This is a genomic window from Paractinoplanes brasiliensis (assembly GCF_004362215.1).
GTDB classification, from domain to species: Bacteria; Actinomycetota; Actinomycetes; order Mycobacteriales; family Micromonosporaceae; genus Actinoplanes; species Actinoplanes brasiliensis.
Genome location: NZ_SNWR01000001.1, coordinates 4,889,034 through 4,908,243 on the forward strand (window position 1 = coordinate 4,889,034; position 19,210 = coordinate 4,908,243).

17 protein-coding genes are annotated in these 19,210 nt (G+C 71.0%); 15 read left to right on the forward strand and 2 right to left on the reverse strand.

Annotated features, from left to right (window positions below; all coding sequences use genetic code 11):
* The first annotated feature begins 68 nt into the window (after positions 1–68).
* From infB to C8E87_RS22330, 15 genes are all read left to right on the forward strand, one after another.
* Positions 69–3,122 (forward strand): translation initiation factor IF-2, encoded by a 3,054-nt coding sequence (infB, locus tag C8E87_RS22260; RefSeq protein ID WP_133874888.1) that lies wholly within the window; start codon positions 69–71, stop codon positions 3,120–3,122.
* Between the two features lie 66 nt (positions 3,123–3,188).
* Positions 3,189–4,211, forward strand: coding sequence for a TRM11 family SAM-dependent methyltransferase (locus C8E87_RS22265; protein WP_133874889.1), 1,023 nt, complete (start codon positions 3,189–3,191; stop codon positions 4,209–4,211).
* Positions 4,212–4,250: 39 nt separating this feature from the next.
* On the forward strand, positions 4,251–4,544 hold the full coding sequence (locus C8E87_RS22270) for a DUF503 domain-containing protein (RefSeq protein WP_133874890.1): 294 nt from the start codon (positions 4,251–4,253) through the stop codon (positions 4,542–4,544).
* A 93-nt stretch (positions 4,545–4,637) separates the two neighbouring features.
* On the forward strand, positions 4,638–5,102 hold the full coding sequence (gene rbfA, locus C8E87_RS22275) for a 30S ribosome-binding factor RbfA (protein ID WP_133874891.1): 465 nt from the start codon (positions 4,638–4,640) through the stop codon (positions 5,100–5,102).
* 14 nt (positions 5,103–5,116) lie between these two features.
* Positions 5,117–6,157 (forward strand): DHH family phosphoesterase, encoded by a 1,041-nt coding sequence (locus C8E87_RS22280; RefSeq protein ID WP_438866188.1) that lies wholly within the window; start codon positions 5,117–5,119, stop codon positions 6,155–6,157.
* A 465-nt stretch (positions 6,158–6,622) separates the two neighbouring features.
* Positions 6,623–7,966 carry an MATE family efflux transporter gene (locus C8E87_RS22285; protein ID WP_133874892.1) on the forward strand — a complete coding sequence of 448 codons (1,344 nt, stop codon included), beginning with the start codon at positions 6,623–6,625 and terminating at the stop codon, positions 7,964–7,966.
* A gap of 172 nt (positions 7,967–8,138) precedes the next feature.
* Complete coding sequence (truB, locus tag C8E87_RS22290) at positions 8,139–9,020, forward strand: tRNA pseudouridine(55) synthase TruB (RefSeq protein WP_133874893.1); 882 nt, start codon at positions 8,139–8,141, stop codon at positions 9,018–9,020.
* 438 nt (positions 9,021–9,458) lie between these two features.
* On the forward strand, positions 9,459–10,391 hold the full coding sequence (locus C8E87_RS22295) for a bifunctional riboflavin kinase/FAD synthetase (RefSeq protein WP_133874894.1): 933 nt from the start codon (positions 9,459–9,461) through the stop codon (positions 10,389–10,391).
* A gap of 118 nt (positions 10,392–10,509) precedes the next feature.
* Positions 10,510–10,779, forward strand: coding sequence for a 30S ribosomal protein S15 (gene rpsO / locus C8E87_RS22300; protein WP_133874895.1), 270 nt, complete (start codon positions 10,510–10,512; stop codon positions 10,777–10,779).
* Between the two features lie 243 nt (positions 10,780–11,022).
* Entirely contained in the window at positions 11,023–13,362 is a 2,340-nt protein-coding gene (locus tag C8E87_RS22305) for a polyribonucleotide nucleotidyltransferase (protein ID WP_133874896.1), read from the forward strand.
* 6 nt (positions 13,363–13,368) lie between these two features.
* A complete protein-coding gene (locus C8E87_RS22310; RefSeq protein WP_133874897.1) occupies positions 13,369–14,703 on the forward strand; it encodes a M16 family metallopeptidase in 1,335 nt (444 codons plus the stop codon).
* 86 nt (positions 14,704–14,789) lie between these two features.
* On the forward strand, positions 14,790–15,698 hold the full coding sequence (locus C8E87_RS22315; RefSeq protein WP_133876998.1) for a phosphatase PAP2 family protein: 909 nt from the start codon (positions 14,790–14,792) through the stop codon (positions 15,696–15,698).
* A complete protein-coding gene (gene dapB / locus C8E87_RS22320) occupies positions 15,682–16,440 on the forward strand; it encodes a 4-hydroxy-tetrahydrodipicolinate reductase (RefSeq protein ID WP_133874898.1) in 759 nt (252 codons plus the stop codon). The genes C8E87_RS22315 and dapB overlap by 17 nt, the downstream gene beginning before the upstream one ends.
* A gap of 54 nt (positions 16,441–16,494) precedes the next feature.
* Positions 16,495–16,932: a hypothetical protein gene (locus tag C8E87_RS22325; RefSeq protein ID WP_133874899.1), complete on the forward strand. Its 438-nt coding sequence runs from the start codon at positions 16,495–16,497 to the stop codon at positions 16,930–16,932.
* Positions 16,929–17,819: an MFS transporter permease gene (locus C8E87_RS22330; RefSeq protein WP_438866096.1), complete on the forward strand. Its 891-nt coding sequence runs from the start codon at positions 16,929–16,931 to the stop codon at positions 17,817–17,819. Before C8E87_RS22325 ends, C8E87_RS22330 begins: the two co-directional genes overlap by 4 nt.
* 378 nt (positions 17,820–18,197) lie before the next feature.
* Here C8E87_RS22330 and C8E87_RS22335 read toward each other — a convergent pair whose 3' ends face one another.
* Together C8E87_RS22335 and C8E87_RS22340 are read right to left on the reverse strand one after the other, a co-directional pair.
* A complete protein-coding gene (locus C8E87_RS22335) occupies positions 18,198–18,599 on the reverse strand; it encodes a thiol-disulfide oxidoreductase DCC family protein (RefSeq protein ID WP_133874900.1) in 402 nt (133 codons plus the stop codon).
* 4 nt (positions 18,600–18,603) lie between these two features.
* On the reverse strand, positions 18,604–19,167 hold the full coding sequence (locus C8E87_RS22340; RefSeq protein WP_133874901.1) for a GNAT family N-acetyltransferase: 564 nt from the start codon (positions 19,165–19,167) through the stop codon (positions 18,604–18,606).
* Positions 19,168–19,210: the final 43 nt, after the last annotated feature.

Sequence of the window (19,210 nt, forward strand, 5' to 3'; positions counted from 1 at the left end):
AACAGGCTTCTAGTGCACGAGTGAGGTCGTTGCGGGTGCGCTCGCACGACCTCGAAGTGAGGAGTGCAGTGCCAGGAAAGGCCCGCGTACACGAGCTCGCGAAGGAGCTCGGGGTCGACAGCAAGACCGTTCTCGCCAAGCTCAAAGAGATGGGCGAGTTCGTCAAGTCCGCATCAAGCACGGTCGAGGCCCCGGTGGCCCGGCGGCTGCGTGGTGCCCTCGAGGCAGGTTCCGCTCCGGCGGCCCCCGCCGCGTCGGCGCCCAGCAGCGCACCCGCGCCCGCCGCCGCCCGTCCGGCCCCGCCCAGCGCCCGGCCCCAGCCGCCGCGCAAGCCGGCCGCTCCGGCCGCGGGTGCGCCCAGCGCGCCCACGTCCCCGGCGCCGTTGCCCGGTTCCTTCGCGCGTCCCAAGCCGCCGGCCGGCCGGCCGGGCCCCACGCCCGGTCCGGTCGCCAAGCCGGCGAGCGCCCACGACATCGAGGTCGCAGCGGCCGAGGCTCGTGCCTCGGCGCTCAAGGCCGAGCAGGAGGCCGCGGTCAAGGCCGCACAGGCCGCCCGCACCCGCGACGCCGAGCGTCGCTCCCAGCAGCCCCCGGCTGACGGTGGCTCGCGTCCCCGTCCGGGCCCCGGCTCGGTTCCTCCGCGTCCGGGCTCCCCGGCCGCTCGTCCGGCGGCTCCCGGTGCTCCGGGCGGCCCGCGTCCCGGCCCCGCCGGCGGTGCTCCGCGCCCGCCGCAGCGTGGTCCCGGTAACAACCCGTTCGGTGTGTCCGGCGGCGGTGGGTCCCGGCCCACCCCGAACGCGATGCCCCGGCCCAACCAGCCCGGCATGCCGCCGCGGCCGAGCCCGGCGTCGATGCCGCCGCGGCCCAGCCCCGCGTCCATGCCCGCGCAGCGCCCGGCCGGTCCCGGCCGTGGCGGCCCCGGCGGTGGCGCCGGTCGTCCCGGTGGTCCCGGCGGCGGTCGTGGCGGTCCCGGCGGCGGTGGCGGTGGCTTCCGTGGCGGCCCCGGTGGCGGCGGCGGTGGCGGTTTCCGTCCCGGTGGCGGCGGCGGTGGCGGCGGTGGCGGCTTCCGTCCCGGCGGTGGCGGCGGTGGCGGTGGCTACCGTGGCGGTCCCGGCGGCGGTGGCGGCGGCGCTCCGGCCGGCGCCGGTGCTCCCGGTCGTCCCGGTGGTGGCGGTCGTGGCCGTGGCGGCGGCGCCGCGGGTGCCTTCGGGCGTCCGGGTGGCCGGCCGACCCGCGGTCGCAAGTCGAAGAAGCAGCGGCGTCAAGAGTTCGACAACCTGTCGGCTCCGCAGATGAGCTCGGGCGCTCCGCGTGGTCAGGGCCAGGAGATCCGGCTCTCCCGCGGCGCGTCGCTCTCCGACTTCGCTGACAAGATCAACGCGAACCCCGGTTCGCTGGTCCAGGAGATGTTCAACCTGGGCGAGATGGTCACCGCGACGCAGTCCTGCTCGGACGACACGCTCCAGCTGCTCGGTGAGCACCTGGGCTTCGACGTGCAGATCGTCAGCCCCGAGGACGAGGACCGTGAGCTGCTCGCGCAGTTCAACATCAACCTTGACGCCGAGGTGGCGGAGGACAGGCTCGTCAGCCGTTCGCCGGTCGTGACCGTCATGGGTCACGTCGACCACGGTAAGACGAAGCTGCTCGACGCGATCCGCAAGACCAACGTGGTCGCCGGCGAGGCGGGTGGCATCACCCAGCACATCGGCGCCTACCAGGTGCACTACCCGCACAACGGCGAGGACAGGGCGGTCACCTTCCTGGACACCCCGGGTCACGAGGCGTTCACCGCCATGCGTGCCCGCGGCGCCCAGGTGACCGACATCGTGATCCTCGTGGTCGCGGCCGACGACGGCGTCATGCCGCAGACGGTCGAGGCGTTGAACCACGCCAAGGCGGCCGAGGTGCCGATCGTGGTCGCGGTCAACAAGGTCGACAAGCCCGACGCCAACCCCGAGAAGGTGCGTCAGCAGCTGGCCGACTACGGCCTGCTGGCCGAGGAGTACGGCGGCGACACGATGTTCGTGAACGTGGCGGCCAAGCCCGGGATCGGCATCGACGAGCTGCTCGAGGCCGTCCTGCTCACCGCCGACGCGTCGCTGGAGCTCACCGCTCCGATCGACGGGCCGGCCCAGGGCGCCGTCGTCGAGTCCCACCTCGACAAGGGCCGCGGTGCGGTCGCGACGGTGCTGGTGCAGAAGGGCACGCTGCGGGCCGGCGACTCGATCGTGGCGGGCGGCGCGCACGGCCGCGTCCGCGCCATGCTCGACGAGAACGGCAACACGGTGGCCGAGGCGCTTCCGGCTCGTCCGGTGCTGGTGCTCGGTCTCACCTCGGTGCCCGGCGCGGGAGACACCTTCCTGGCCGGCGAGGACGACCGCACCGTGCGGCAGATCGCCGAGCAGCGGCAAGCCCGCCGGCGCGCGGCGAGCTTCGCCAACTCGAGCACCAAGGCCACCCTCGAGACGCTCATGGAGCAGCTCAAGGAGGGCGAGAAGACCTCGCTCACCCTGGTCATCAAGGGCGACTCGTCCGGTTCGGTCGAGGCCCTCGAGGACGCGCTGTTCAAGATCGAGATTCCGGACGAGATCCAGCTCAAGGTCATCCACCGCGGCGTCGGTGCGATCACCGAGAGCGACGTGAACCTGGCGTCGGCTTCCTCGGAGGCCACCGCCACGATCATCGGCTTCAACGTCCGGGCCTCGAACAAGGTCAAGGAGATGGCCGACCGGGCGAACGTGGAGATCCGCTACTACAGCGTGATCTACCAGGCCATCGAGGAGATCGAGGCCGCGCTCAAGGGTCTGCTCAAGCCGGAGTACGAAGAGGTCGAGCAGGGCACGGCGGAAATCCGCGAGGTCTTCCGCTCGTCCAAGATCGGTCTCATCGCCGGCTGTCTGGTCCGGACGGGTCTCATCCGCCGCAACGCCAAGGCTCGCATCCTGCGGGACGGCACCGTGGTGGCCGACAACGTCACGATCAGCTCGCTGCGCCGCTTCAAGGACGACGCCACCGAGGTCCGTGAGGGCTTCGAGTGTGGTCTGACGCTGAGCGGCTTCGGCTCCCCGCAGGTCGGCGACGTGATCGAGACCTTCGAGATGCGCGAGAAGCCCCGCTCGTAAGGGTCAGCGGCAACCGTCAAGGCCCCCAGTGCTCCGGCGCTGGGGGCCTTGCTGTCCAATGGCGGCATGTCCCGGTACGCCCTGCTGCTCGCGCCCTCCGCCAACCGCGTCTACGCCGATCAGGCCGCCCGCCTGGCGACCGCCGAACTGGCCGGTTTCGCCCCGGCGCTCTCGTCCGGCCTCGACGACGTCGACGTCATCACGCTCGGCGGCGTCGAATACCTGGCCTTCACCGGCGACCTGACGGTTCGTGACGTCGCCTACCTGTCGAACCTGTCCGCCGCGTACGCTCTTTTCGAGCGCACCGACGACGATCACCTGCGGCCCGTGATGATGACGCCGCTGGCCCGTTACGACAGCGACCTGATCACGATCCCGAAGTACGCGGGCAAGACCAACGAGCAGTTCACCAAGCTGGTGCTCAACCTCACGATCCTGGCCTCGGCGTCGGCCGGCAAGATGCTCGACGGGAGCCTCACCGTGCTTGACCCGCTGTGCGGCCGGGGCACGACGCTCAACCAGGCGCTGATGTACGGCTACGACGGCATCGGCGTCGAGATGGACGGCAAGGACGTCGAGGCGTACAAGCTGTTCCTGCAGACCTGGCTCAAGCGCAAGCGCCTCAAACACACCGCCGATCTGGTTCCCGTACGCCGTCAGGGCCGCCGCGCCGCACGCCGGCTCGAGGTGACGATGGCCGCCAGCAAGGACGACCACAAGGCCGGGGCCGTCCAGAAACTGGTGGTGCTGCAGGCCGACACCACCCAGCTCGACGGCCTGCTGCGCGGTGGGGTCGCCGACGTGCTGGTGGCCGATTTGCCGTACGGGGTGGCGCACGGCTCCTACGACGACGAGGGCGGCCTCTCCCGGCGTCCGCTCGACCTGCTGGAACGGGCGGTGCCGCAGTGGCTGCCGCTGCTGCGTCCCGGCGCCGCGATCGGGCTCTCGTGGAACACGAAGGTGGCCAAGCGCGAGCTGGCCGAGGACATCCTGCGGGCCAACGGCTTGGAACTGGTGCCTCAGCTGCCCCTCGTGCACCGGGTCGACCAGGGCATCGAGAGGGATGTGCTGATCGCCCGCCGTAATTGAGCCGCTGAATGTCGTACCCCGGCAGTAACCTACGCTCTGATGTATACCGAGACCGCAGTGTTCGACCTGCTCCTGCCCGGCGACTCACGGTCGCTCAAGCAGAAGCGTTCCTACGTCCGCCCGATCCTCGCGATGCTGAAGAAATACGAGGTCAGTGCGGCTGAGGTGGGCTTTCACGACCTGCACGCGCGGGCCCAGCTCGGCGTGGCGGTGGTGGCCGCCGAGGCCGCTCAGGCGCGGGCCGTCATCGACACCTGCGAAAACCAGGTGGCCGGCCGGCCCGAGATCGAGTTGCTGTCGGTGAAACGCCGGCTGTACGGCGACGACGACTGACGGGGGCGTTCGGCCCGGCGGCCGCGTGGGTACGCTTCAGCAGTTGGGCGGGGGCGTTGCGAACCCGCGGGATCACAGTCGGAGGTGGGCGATATGTCGGACCCGGCCAAGACGCGTCGGCATGCTGAACGCGTACGGGAACTGGTGGCATCGCTGGTACGTGAGATCAAGGATCCCCGGCTCGGCATGGTGACCATCACGGACGCGCGGATCACGGGCGACCTGCGCGACGCCACGGTCTATTACACGGTGCTCGGCGACGCCACCGAGCAGGCGGCCACCCAGGCGGCTCTGGAAAGCGCGAAGGGCATGCTGCGCACCCGCGTGGGTCACGCCCTGGGCCTGCGGCATTCGCCGAGCCTGACGTTCGTGCTCGACAACGTGCAGGACCACGCCAAGGAACTGGAAGACCTGCTGGCCGAGGCGCGGCAGCGCGACCAGGAGGTGCAGCGGCTCGCCGCCGGCAAGAAGTACGCCGGCGACCCCGACCCGTACAAGAGCGAGGAAGACGACGAGGACGACACCGAGCGGGTGGGCGCCCGCGAGGACCAGAGTTGACCTCCTCTCCCGTCGTGCGGCCCGGTGTCGAGCCGGGCCGCGCTGTTCCTGGCTCCGTGATCCCCGAGACCGCCTGGGACGCGGCCGTGGCGGCGATCCGGGCCCAGCCGCTCGACGCCGAGGTGCAGCTGATCTGCCACGTGAATCCCGACGGCGACGCGCTCGGCAGCATGCTCGGCTTCGCGCTGGGCCTGCGCCGGCTGGGCTTCACCGGGTTGCGGGCCACCTTCCCGGGAGAGTTCGACGTGCCGGAGCCGTATCGCTCGCTGCCCGGAGCCGAGCTCCTGGTGGCGGAACCTCAGGCGTACGCGGAACCGGGGTTGATCTTGATTTTTGACGTGGCCTCCGAGTCGCGTCTGGGTGCCCTGGCCGGGCTGCTCGACACCCCCGCTCCCGCGATCGTGCTCGACCATCACGCCTCCAACACCGGCCTCGGCGACGTCAGCCTGGTCGATCCCGATGCGGTCGCGACCTCGGTGGTGGCCGACGCGCTGCTGCTCCGGCTGGGGGTCGAGCTCGACGCCGAGATCGCCGAGTGCCTGTACGTGGCGCTGGCCACCGACACCGGCTCGTTCAAGTTCGTGCGCAGCCCGTCCGTGCACGAACTGGCGGCCCGGTTGATCGCCACCGGCATCAGCCCCGGCGACATCGCCCGCCGCATCTTCGACACCCGCCCGTTCGGGGCCATGAAGCTGACCGGCGAGGTGCTGGGCCGCGCGGTCCTCGACCCGGCGGCGGCCGGCGGTCGTGGCCTGGTGTGGACCTATGCGACGACGGCCGACCTCGAACGCCACCACCAGCGGCCCTACGTGCTGGAGTCGCTGATCGACCCGGTGCGCGGGGTGGCCGAGGCCGACGTGGCCGTGGTGGTCAAGGAGCTGACGGCCGGCGAGTGGTCGGTGTCGCTGCGCTCCAAGGGTGGCGTGGACGTCAGCGCGGTCGCGGTGGCACTGGGCGGGGGCGGTCATCGTCTGGCGGCCGGTTTCACCGCGTACGGCACTCCCGAGGCCGTCATCGGTCAGATCGTCCCGCTTCTGGAGGACAACCTCTCCTGACTTTCGGTGTCTTCGGCGCGTCCCACCTCGGTGGGGCGCGCCTTTTCACGTTGTCGGGTAGCAGACCGCTTCCCGGTTGGTGGGATCCGCGCCTCACCGACCGGAACTGAACGATAGTTTGGTACCTGAACGGTGATTTGGTTTTGCGCGGCCGTGACCACCGCCCGCCGTGGAACCTCGAGCCACCCGGGTTCACCCACCCGGGTCGCGTCACCCAGCGCCAAGCGCCCGGCGATCCCGGGCCGGCCCCGATGTGACGCCCGCTCGACCGATCCCAGACGGCGCGCTGTGCCGCGCCTCACCCACCGTGGAAGGACCACGATCATGGCTGCCAAGCCGAAGCCTCAGAGCACCGACGAAGCCCGCGAGCAGGCGCGACGCGCGCTGCAGACCTCGATGGACACCCGTCAGTAAGCCCCAATCCGCATTGCAGTCCTTACGGCTGGGCGGGCATCATGAGTAACCATGAGCCCGCCTGCCCGGCCCCTCACCCCCGCTCGGGGTGGGGCTGAAACCCCAGCGTCCGCACGCAAGATCGCTTCGCTGGCCCTGCCCGCCCTGGTCGTGCTCGCGGCCGAGCCGCTCTACGTGCTCGTCGACACCGCCGTCGTGGGTCATCTCGGCCCGGTGCCGCTCGCCGCCGTCGCGGTCAGCGGTTCCGTCATGTCGGTCGCCGCCTGGCTCGGCACGCTCATGTCCTACGGCACCACCGGCCGTGCCGCCCGCCGCTTCGGCGCAGGCGACCGGGCCGCCGCGGTCGCCGAGGGGGTGCAGGCGTCCTGGCTGGCGCTCTGCGTCGGCGTGTTGCTGGCCCTGCTCGCGCAGCCCCTCGCCGGACCGTTGGCGCACGCCCTCGCCGGTGACGCCGAGACGGCCGACGCCGCCGCCGGTTGGTTGCGCGTCGCCGTGCTGGGCGCTCCCGGGCTGCTGCTCGCCGCCGCCGGCAACGGCTGGATGCGCGGGGTGCAGGACACCCGCCGCCCCCTGATCTTCGTGCTGGGCGCGAACGTTCTCTCGGCGATCCTCTGCCCGGTGCTGGTCTACCCGGTCGGCTGGGGGCTGACCGGCTCCGCCGTCGCCAACGTCGTGGCCCAGACCATCTCCGGCGGCTTCTTCCTGCACGCGCTGATCCGCGAGACCAAGCAGCTGCGCCCCGACCCGCAGATCATCCTGCTTCAGCTGCGCCTCGGCCGGGACCTGCTGATCCGCGGCGGCGCGTTCCAGGCCTGCTTCCTGTCGGCGACCGCGGTGGCGAGCCGTTTCGGCGTCGCGTCGGTCGGCGCCCACCAGATCGGGCTGCAGCTGTGGTTCTTCAGCGCGCTGGCCCTCGACGCGGTCGCGATCGCCGCTCAGTCGCTGGTCGGGGCCGCGCTCGGCGGCGGCAGCGCGGACGAGGCCCAGGCCGTGGCCCGCAAGGTGACGATCGCGGGCGGGCTCTCCGGCGTCGCGTTCGCCCTGCTGGTCACCGCGGGCGCCGGCTCGATCCCGGCCTGGTTCACTCCCGACGCCGGGATCCACGCTCAGGCGGCGATCATCTGGCCCTGGTTCATCGGGCTGATGCCGTTCGCCGGGGTCGTCTACGCGCTCGACGGCGTCCTGATCGGCGCGGGCGACGTCCGTTTCCTGCGCAACATCACCCTGGCGGCGACCCTGCTCGGCTTCCTCCCGGCCATCTGGATCGCGTACTTCTTCGACCTCGGCCTGGGCGGGGTGTGGGCGGGACTGGCGCTGCTCATTCTGATCCGTTTCGTCGCGGCGGTGTGGCGCTGGCGGTCGGGGCGCTGGGCCGTCACGGGGGTCACGCGCTGATTCGACGCTGGCGTTGCGTGGGTCGCGCTCCGATCCGGTTCGGGCGTGTCGGGGCGGCGCGTTCGTGTCGGGTGGTCGCGGGGGTGCGGCTCGGGTGTCGGGTGGTGACGGGGGTGCGGCTCAGGCACTGGGTGGTCACGGGGGTCGTCCGGGGAGAACTTAGGGTGGTCCGGTGAATGCGGACGGACTCATCGTGGTGGACAAGCCGGCGGGGATGACCTCGCACGACGTCGTGGCGCGGATCCGGCGGCTGGCCAAGACCCGGCGCGTGGGCCACGGCGGCACGCTCGACCCCATGGCCACCGGCGTGCTGATCATCGGCGTGAACCGGGCGACGCGCCTGCTCACGTACGTGATCGGTGCTTCCAAGAACTACACCGCGACGATCCGCCTGGGCCAGTCCACGATCACCGACGACGCCGAGGGCGAGGTCACGGCAACCTCCCCGGCCGACGGCGTCACCGACGCGGCGATCCGGGACGGGCTGGCCCGGCAGCGTGGCGAGATCGACCAGGTGCCCAGCGCCGTCAGCGCCATCAAAATCAACGGGCAGCGGGCGTACAAGCGTGTCCGGGAAGGCGAGGAGGTCGAGATCCCCGCACGCCGGGTGACGATCTCGCGTCTGGACGTCCTGGACATCCGCCATAACCCGGGCCTCGTCGACGTCGACATCGACGTGACGTGCTCGTCCGGCACCTACATTCGAGCGATCGCCCGTGACCTCGGCACGCTGCTCGGCGTGGGTGGTCATCTGACGGCCCTGCGCCGTACGGCCGTGGGTGGCCTCACGCTGGGGGAGGCGCGCACCCTCGACCAGCTCGAAGCGGTGGCCCCCGACGTGATCTCGCTGCCCATGGCCGAGGCGGCCCGGCAGGCTTTCGCGCAGCGCGAGGCCACGGCCGACGAGGCTCGCGTGCTCAGCCACGGCGGACCGCTCACGCCGGTCGGCATCGAGGGGCCGTACGCGGTCTTCGCCCCGTCCGGCGAACTTCTGGCCATCGTCTCCGAGCGCGACGGCCGAGCCCGAGCCGAGATCGTGCTGGCCCCGGCCTGAGCGGGGTGGGGCCGCCGCTCGATCCAGGGCGGGGTGGGGGCCGCCGTCCGGGCCAGGGCGGGGGCCGCCGTCCGGGCCAGGGCGGGGTCGGGCCAGGGCGGGGTGGGGTGGGGCCGCCGTCCGGGCCAGGGCGGGCTTGTCTTCCAGCGCGCGTCGGGGGTGCGCCTGTCGAGTTTGACCCAGCGCACCCGCTCGAACGACCAGAGTTGGTGCCCGCCGCGCGGACGATTCGCACGAAACGGGCGAGTCGACGAGCCTGTGGACAACCCACCCCGCCAGCTTGACAACCCCGTAGAGTCCCCACTCGTCTCCCCGAGGCGGGTGGGGGTTTGGGATGGCGGCGGTACCACCAGCAAGTCCGCACAAATCGCCCAACGTAAAGGGGGCGGGGTGGGCCTATACGCTGTCCGGGAGCGAAGGACCGGAGGCGCGAGAGACATGCAGCGGTGGCGGGGATTCGAGGCTGTGCCCGGCGGGTGGGGGCGCTCGGTCGTCACGATCGGGGTCTTCGACGGGGTGCACCGGGGCCACCAGGCGATCATCGGCCACGCCGTGAAGCGGGCCCGTGATCTGGGGCTGCAGTCCGTGGTGGTCACGTTCGACCCGCATCCGGCCGAGGTGGTGCGGCCCGGGTCGCATCCGGCCGTGCTGACCGAGCCCGTGCGCAAGGCCGAGCTGATCGAGCAGCTGGGGGCCGACGCGCTCTGCGTGGTGCCCTTCACCCCGGCGTTCTCGCAGCTCAGCCCCGAGGCGTTCGCCCACGATGTGCTGGTCGAGGCGCTGCACGCGGCGGTTGTCGTGGTAGGGGACAACTTCCGCTTCGGGCATCGGGCCGCCGGTGACGTGGCGATGCTCGAGCGGCTCGGCGTGCAGTTCGGCTTCACCGTCGAGGACGCGCCGCTGGTCACCGAGGACGGGCTGGTCTTCTCCTCGACGTACATCCGCAGCTGTGTCGACGCCGGTGACGTGCGTGCGGCCGCCGCGGCGCTGGGGCGGCCCCACGGGGTGGGCGGCGTGGTCGTACGGGGTGATCAGCGCGGACGCGAGCTCGGCTTCCCGACGGCCAACCTGATGGTGCACCGCTATGCCGCCGTGCCCGCCGACGGCGTCTACGCGGGCTGGCTGATCCGCGGGGGCGAGCATGCCGCCCGGCTGCCCGCGAGCGTGTCGATCGGCACCAATCCCACTTTTTCGGGCCGTGAGCGCCGGGTCGAGGCGTACGTGCTCGATTTCTCCGGCGACCTGTACGGCGAGCGGGTGAGCCTCGACTTCGTGGCCCACCTGCGCGAACAGCGGACGTACGAGGCCATCGAGCCGTTGGTGGCTCAGATCAACGCCGATGTGGAAGAGACCCGCGCGCTCCTTCGATGACGTGCTGGTAGGGTTGAGTCGACGTCGGATGTCCGACGACCGGTCCCGCCTGCCTGCCCGACGCCGCGGGCCGCGGGGTAACCGCTTTTCATCGGCAACACAGAATCACAGGAGTTTCATGGCGCTCGATCAAGAGACCAAGACCAAGATCATCGACGAGTACAAGGCGAAGGACGGCGACACCGGGTCGCCCGAGGTCCAGGTCGCGATGCTCACCAAGCGGATCGCCGACCTCACCGAGCACCTCAAGACCCACAAGCACGACCACCACAGCCGTCGTGGTCTGCTGCTGCTGGTCGGCCGCCGCCGGCGCCTGCTCAACTACGTGCAGAAGAAGGACATCCAGCGTTACCGGTCGCTCATCGAGCGGCTCGGCCTGCGCCGATGACTTGACGGGGGAGTGGCCACTTGGCCGCTCCCCCGAGCTTTAACCCACGGACCCGCGCGGTAAGCAGAGGCGAGCCACCGGTCCTCGGTAGTGGTTCCCAGGCCAACCGAGCGTTCTTCAGACCAGCGTGACAAAGAAGACGAAGTCTGAAGAACCCTCATCCTGGGCACTTCGATCGAAGACCGGCAGCCTAAACCGCGTTGTGCAGACCGCCGGGTCCTCGACGAAGGAGTACCGCACCACATGACAGAGCAGAACACCGCTCTAGGCACCGAGTTCCGCACCGCCGTGATCGACAACGGCGCGTTCGGCACCCGCGAGATCACGTTCTCCACCGGCCGCCTCGCCAAGCAGGCCGCCGGCTCGGTCATCGTCCAGCTGGGCGAGACCGTCGTCCTCTCCGCGACCACGGCCAGCAAGCAGCCGAAGGAGCACTTCGACTTCTTCCCGCTGACCGTCGATGTCGAGGAGCGGATGTACGCCGCGGGCCGCATCCCCGGCTCGTTCTTCCGCCGTGAGGGTCGCCCGAGCGAGGACGCGATCCTCACCTGCCGCCTGATCGACCGGCCGCTGCGCCCGTCGTTCACCAAGGGCCTGCGCAACGAGGTCCAGGTCGTCGAGACCGTCCTCGCGCTCGACCCCGCCCACCCGTACGACGTGGTCGCCATGAACGGCGCGTCGTTGTCGACCAAGCTGTCCGGCCTGCCGTTCAGCGGCCCGATCGGCTCGACCCGCGTCGCGCACATCGACGGCCAGTGGGTCGCTTTCCCGACCATCGAGGAGCTCGAGCGGGCCACCTTCGACATGGTCGTCGCGGGACGAGTCGTCGGAGACGGCGACAGCGCCGATGTTGCGATCATGATGGTCGAGGCCGAGGCCACCCCGAACGCGGTCAAGCTGATCGCCGCCGGCGCCACCGCCCCGACCGAGGAGGTCGTGGCGAGCGGTCTCGAGGCCGCCAAGCCGGCCATCCGCGAGCTGTGCCGCGCGCAGAGCGAGCTGGCCGAGGTCGCCTCGAAGCCGGCCGTCGAGTTCCCGGTCTTCCTGGAGTACCAGGACGACGTCTACTCGGCCGTGGCCGAGGCCGTCCGGTCCGAGACCGCCGAGGCGCTCAAGATCGCTGCCAAGCAGGAGCGCGAGGAAGCTCTCGACCTGGTCAAGGCCAAGGCGCACGAGCTGCTCGACGAGCGTTTCGAGGGCCGCGAGAAGGAGATCAGCGCCGCCTTCCGCTCGGTCACCAAGAGCGAGGTGCGCCAGCGGGTGCTGCGCGAGCAGGTCCGCATCGACGGCCGTGGCCCGCGTGACATCCGGCCGCTGACCGCCCAGATCGGCGTGCTGCCCCGGGTGCACGGCTCGGCCCTGTTCGAGCGGGGCGAGACGCAGATCCTCGGCGTCAGCACGCTGAACATGCTGCGCATGGAGCAGGCGCTGGACACCCTGGCGCCCGAGAAGTCCAAGCGCTACATGCACAACTACAACTTCCCGCCGTACTCGACCGGTGAGACCGGCCGGGTGGGTTCGCCGAAGCGCCGCGAGATCGGCCACGGCGCGCTGGCCGAGCGGGCGCTGGTGCCCGTGCTTCCGACGCGCGAGGAATTCCCGTACGCGATCCGTCAGGTCTCCGAGGCGCTGGGCTCGAACGGCTCGACGTCGATGGGCTCCGTCTGCGCCTCGACGCTGTCGCTGCTGAGCGCCGGTGTGCCGCTGAAGGCCCCGGTCGCCGGCATCGCGATGGGCCTGATCTCGGACGAGGTCGACGGCAAGACGCAGTACGTCGCGCTGACCGACATCCTGGGCGCGGAGGACGCGTTCGGCGACATGGACTTCAAGGTCGCCGGCACCAGCGAGTTCGTCACCGCCCTGCAGCTGGACACCAAGCTCGACGGTATTCCGTCGGACGTGCTGGCCGGCGCCCTGCAGCAGGCCCACGACGCCCGCGCGACGATCCTCGAGGTCATGCAGGCCGCGATCAGCGCCCCGGCCGAGATGTCGGAGTACGCGCCGCGCGTCACCTCGGTGAAGATCCCGGTCGACAAGATCGGCATGGTGATCGGCCCCAAGGGTCAGACGATCAACGCGATCCAGGACGAGACCGGCGCCGACATCTCGATCGAGGACGACGGCACGATCTACGTCGGCGCGACCAACGGCCCGTCGGCCGAGGCCGCCGTCGAGCGGATCAACGCGATCGCCAACCCGACGCTGCCCAAGGTCGGCGACAAGTTCCTCGGCACGGTGGTGAAGACGGCCGCGTTCGGCGCGTTCATCTCGCTGCTGCCCGGCCGGGACGGCCTGCTGCACATCAGCAAGGTGGGCGACGGCAAGCGCGTCGAGAAGGTCGAGGACTTCCTCAACGTCGGCGACAAGGTCGAGGTGTCCATCGCGGACATCGACGCCCGCGGCAAGATCTACCTCGACAAGGTCCGCCCCGAGGGCGCGGAGGCCCCGGCCCCCGCGGAGGGCGCTGCCGAGGGTGGCCGTCCGCCGCGTGAGCCGCGAGGCGACCGTGGCGAGGGTGGTGGCGAGCCCCGTCGCCGCCGGTCCCGCCCGAGCGGTGACCGCGGTGGCGAGCGTCGCGACTAATCACCGGTGACAACAAGTAACCGCGGGTCGGCTGCGAAGCCGGCCCGCGTTTCTACCAGGACCCTCGCGGACGGCGCGAAACGCACCACGCTGCCCAGCGGTCTGCGCATCGTGACCGAGGCGATCCCGACCACCCGCAGCGCGGCCCTCGGCGTGTGGGTGGGCATCGGCTCGCGCGACGAGACCCCCGGCATGTCCGGCGCCTCGCACTTCCTCGAGCACCTGCTCTTCAAGGGCACGCACAAGCGCACCGCGCTGCAGATCTCGGCCGAGATCGAGGCCGTGGGCGGCGAGACCAACGCCTTCACCACGAAGGAGTACACCTGCTACTACGCGCGGGTGCTCGACGCCGACCTGCCGATCGCGGTGGACGTGCTCTGCGACGCCGTCGCCGACTCGATCATCAACCCGGCCGACGTCGAGACCGAGCGCGGCGTGATCCTCGAAGAGATCGCGATGCACGAGGACGAGCCCGGTGACGAGGTCCACGACGTCTTCACCGAGGCGATCTTCGGCGACCACCCGCTGGGCCGGTTGATCTCGGGGACCGAGGAATCGATCACCCCGATGACCCGGAACCAGATCCACGGGTTCTACCGGCGGCGCTACACCGCCCCGAACATCGTGATCGCGGCCGCGGGCAACCTCGACCACGCCACGGTCGTACGGCTGGTGCGTAAGGCGCTGGCGGGCACCGCGCTCGACTCCGGCGCCGCCGAGCCGACCGGCCCCCGTACAGGGTCGAAAAGGGTGCCGACCCAGAAACCGCACACGGTCGTGCGCAACCGCGACACCGAGCAGGGGCATCTGGTGCTGGGCGGGGTCGGGATCGGCCGCCGCGACGAGCGCCGGTTCGCCCTGGGCGTGCTCAACAACGTTCTCGGCGGCGGCATGTCGAGCCGGCTGTTCCAGGAGATCCGCGAGAAGCGGGGCCTGGCCTACTCGGTTTACTCGTACGCGAGCCAGTACGCCGACGCCGGCCTGTTCGGCGTGTACGCCGGCTGCGCGCCCGGCAAGGTGGACGAGGTTCTCGACCTCACCCGTACGGAACTCGAACGGGTGGCCGCCGAGGGGATCAGCGCCGACGAGATCGCCCGCGGCAAGGGCATGGTCAAGGGCTCGTACGTGCTGGGCCTGGAGGACACCGGGTCGCGGATGAGCCGGCTGGCCAAGTCCGAACTGCTGCACGGCGACCTCATGCCGGTCGACGAGCTGCTCGCGCGGGTCGACGCGGTCACGCCGGACGAGGTCAACGAGGTCGCGGCCCAGCTGTTCACCCAGCCGATGACGCTCGCCGTGGTGGGGCCCTTCGACGAGTCCGCGTTCGGCACGCACCGCTAACCTTGGTGCCCGTGACGACGCTGGAGACTCCGCCCGCGAACACCCCCGCCATCACGCCCGATCAGCGCAAGCGCCGGATCGCGGGCATGGTGGTGTGGGCGGCGGCCTTCGCGGTGTTCGTGTGGCTGGTGGGTGTGCCCACCAGCGACCCGCTCACCGCTTTCGGCTGGCTCTGGCTGGCCACGATCGCCTGGCGCAACTATCTGCCGTGGCGTGAGCACCTGCTCTTCCTGCGCGACTGGGGTCCGGTCGTGGTGCTCCTGATCGGTTACAACGTCTCCCGGGGCGCCGCCGACAAGCTGTTCGACCCGCACGTGACACCGCTGATCGACGCCGACGTCGCGATGTTCGGGTGGCTCACCGACGGCAAGATCCCGACCGTCTGGCTTCAGGAGCACCTGTACGACCCCAACCACGTCCCCTGGTGGGAAGTGGTGACCACGATCGTCTACATCTCGCATTTCCTCACCGTGCCGACCGTGGCCGTGGTTCTGTGGCTGGCCAGCCGGCAGCTGTCCTACCGTTTCATCCGCCGCTGGATCGCGTTGAGCGTCGCGGGCCTTGTCACGTATTTCCTCTACCCGGCGGCGCCGCCGTGGTGGGCCTCGCAGTACGGCTACCTGACCGACGAGGTGGCCCGGTTCTCGTCACGCGGCCTCGACGTGATCGGCCTGCACGGCGCCGGCAACACCCTCAACGCCCTGCAGGTGCACCAGTCCAACCCGGTCGCCGCCATGCCGTCACTGCACACCGCGTACGCGATGATGGCCGTCGCCTTCTTCCTGCCGATGGTGCGCCGGCGCTGGTGGCCGCTGCTGTTCGCCTACCCCCTGGCGATGACGTTCACGCTGGTCTACACGGGTGAGCACTACATCGTCGACGTGCTCGTGGGCTGGCTGTACGTGGCTGCCACGTTCGCCGCGGTCGGGCTGGCCGAGCGCTGGTGGAGCCGGCGCAAGGGTGCGTTAAGTTATCCGGGTGACTCAGCAACCTGACTCGATCCGCGTCGGTGTTCTCGGCGCCCGGGGCCGCATGGGCCTCGAGGTCTGCAAGGCGGTCGACGCGGCCGGCGATCTGGAACTCGTCGCCATGATCGATCAGGGTGACGAGCTGTTCAAGGCGTCTGACGCCGGCGCCCAGGTGTTCGTCGACTTCACCACGCCCGACGTCGTGATGGACAACCTGCGCTGGGCCGTCGACCAGGGCATCTCCATGGTCGTGGGCACCACCGGCTTCACCGCGGAACGGCTCGAGCAGGTGCGCGGCTGGCTCGCCGCCAAGCCGGGCGTCGGCGTGCTGATCGCCCCCAACTTCGGGCTCGGCGCGGTGCTGATGATGCAGTTCGCGACGCGCGCCGCCCGCTACTTCGAGTCCGTCGAGGTCATCGAGCAGCACCATCCGCGCAAGCTCGACGCCCCCAGCGGCACGTCGACGCACACGGCTGAACTGATCGCGCAGGCGCGGGCCGAGGCCGGCCTGGGCCCGATGCCCGACGCCACGAAGGAAGAGGTCGACGGCGCTCGCGGGGCTGACATCGACGGGGTGCGAGTTCATTCCGTACGGGCGTCGGGGCTGGTCGCCCACCAGGAGGTGCTGTTCGGGTCGCTCGGCGAGACGCTGACGATCCGCCACGACTCCCTCGACCGGGTGTCGTTCATGCCCGGCGTCCTGCTCGGCGTCCGCAAGATCCGCCAGCGCCCCGGCCTGACCGTCGGCCTGGACAGCTTCCTCGACTGACATCTCACGGGGGGACGAGCGCCGGCTGGACCTCGGCCGATAGGTTGTCTCGCTGTGAACCAGCTATCCGTCCGTGGCATCCGGGTCCGGGTGATCGCCACCCTGGTCGCCGGGGCGCTGCTGCTCGCCGGCACCCTGTGGGGCACCGACGACGACTTCCCGTTCGGCCCCTTCCGGATGTATTCGACGGCGCCCGACCCCAACGGTGACGCGCGTGACACCCGCGTCGAGGGCGTCGACGCCGAGGGCCGGACGGTGGCGATCACCGAGGGCAACAGCGGCATTCGCCGGGCCGAGATCGAGGGGCAACAGCAGGCGTACGTGGACGACCCCTCCCGCCTGAGCCGGGTCGCCGCCGCCTATGCGGAGCACACGCCCGGCGCCGCTCCGCTCAGCTCGGTGCGCATCGTGGTGCGCTGGCACGGCATCGAGCACGCGCGCCCCACCGGCGCCTGGCGGGACGAGGTCGTCGCCGAATGGAAGCGCCCGTGAACAGCCAAGATGCGCCCACCGCCGGGCGAAACGTGGCCCTGCGGTGGCTGTTCGCGCCGGTGCCGTTGGGGCGGGTCGCCGCCTTCCGTACGCTGGTGTACGTCTTCGTCGCCCTCGACCTGACCGTCTTCACGCCGTGGGTGCGCTTGCACGCCAACACCCCGGGTGAGCTGTACGAACCGCTGCTCGTCGGCCGGATCCTGCCGCTGCCCACGCCGACCCACTTCCTCGTGTGGGCGGTCTTCTGGGCGCTCCTCGCGCTCTCGCTCGCGGCTGCCACCGGTCGCGCGCCCCGCATCCTGGGCTGGGCCGTCTTCGCGCTCTACTTCGAGTGGATGATCATCGCGATGAGCTACGGGAAGGTCGACCACGACCGGGTCGGTCTGCTGGTGGCGTTGGCGGTGCTGCCGACGATCGGCAAGGCCCGCTTCGGCGACAAGTCGCTGTCCGAGGCCGCCGGGTGGGCCCTGCGGGTCACCCAGATCGCCGTGATCTGCACGTACTTCCTGGCCGCGTGGGCCAAGCTGCGGTTCGGCGGCATCGACTGGCTGACCAGCGCGGTGCTGGCCCAGGCGATCATCCGCCGGGGCACGTGGGTGGCCGACGAGATCGCGGTGATCCCCGGGCTGCTGATCGCGGCGCAGGTCGGCATCATGCTGTTCGAGCTGCTGAGCCCGTTGATCTTCGTGGTGCCGCAGCGGTTCCGGTGGATGGGCGTGGCGTTCTTCTACTCGTTCCACGTCATGACGTTCTCGATGATCACCATCTCGTTCGCCCCGCACCTGGTGGCGATGGCGAGCTTCCTGTCGCTCGAGAGGGTGCGGCCCGTCGAGTGGGCGCGCCGCCGCCTGAGACGTACGGAGGTCGCGCCGGAGCCGTCCACGTGACGCACCGCGGCGTCAACGGCCCATTCCGCCGGTGCCCGGGCTTGCCCTGACCGCTGGGCTGCCTTGACCGCTGGGCTGCCTTGACCGCTGGGCTGCCTTGACCGCTGGGCTTGCCCTGACTGCGGCGGGCAGGCGCCTTCCGGGCGCGGTTGGGCGCGTGGCGGCCGCGGTCGGCCGTGTGGCGGCCGCGGTTGCGCGTGCGGCGGTTGGGCGTGTGGCAGGCCGCGGTTGCGCGTGCGGCGGTTGGGCGTGTGGCAGGCCGCGGTTGCGCGTGCGGCGGTTGGGCGTGTGGCAGGCCGCGGTTGCGCGTGCGGCCGTTGGGCGTGTGGCAGGCCGCGGTTGTCGTGTGGCCGGTGAGGCAGTCGGGCTTCGACCTGGTCAGGCGTCCTTGCCGTAGAGCAGGTCGCGCTGGGCCTGGGGGAGCGAGCACGCCGCCGTGCCCCCGGGCAGCAGGTGGCGGTGGTCGGCGACCCAACGGTAGGCCGGCCACGCCGCCAGGCGCACCGGGCCGAGCTGCAGCGCGCCGCCTGCCAGCTGCCAGCCGCGGCCCGCGTCGCGCAGCATCAGGGCGATCGCATCGGGTCCGGAGGCGGTGCTCCCGTCGGCGCCCACCCACTGCACGGCTTCCTCGCACTGCTCGACCGTCAGGCCCAGCGACTCGAGGTCGGCGAACTGCCACGGGACGACCCGGGCATGCGTCGGTATGCGCGTCTCGATGAACTCGGCGCACGTCGTGCAGAACGAGCAGTCGCCGTCATAGACGAAGGTCGGCGTGGTCACGCCCCTATTCTCCGCTCACGGCCACGTGCAGCCGGAGCTGGGGGACGAGCATGTCGTCCACGTCCAGCGCGCGGCCGGCCCCGTCGGGCTCCCACCCGGCCGAGGTCAGGAACTTCTGCATCGCCTTGTCCTGTTCATAGGCCCAGGCCACCGCGTACGCGAAATTGTCGTCACGCCAGTGGGCGACCGCGGCCGACAGCAGGCGGCTGCCGTGCCCACGCCGGCCCCAGCGCGGCTCGACCAGCAGGTCGGTGATCGCGGCCACGGTGTCGGGCAGCGGCGGTTCCTCCGGGGCGAGGGCCTGTTCGTCGGCCGGCCCGAACGCCGCGAAGCCGACCGTGCTCGACGCCGTCTCGCCCTGTTCGACCGCGACCAGCACCCGATGGCGCTCCGTCGGCGGGTTCTCGATCGCCTCGGCCCAACCCCTTCCCAGGTACGCCTCGTCGAGGTTCGCCAGGACGTGGGCGGGGAACATGCGCCGATACGCCGTACGCCACGTGGCCAGCTGGATGCGAGCGATCTCCGCCGCGTCGTCGGGGCGGGCGGGGCGGACGAAGCCGATTGCCATGCGGGGAGCCTACCGAGACCCCGCGTACGGGAAACTTGTCGTA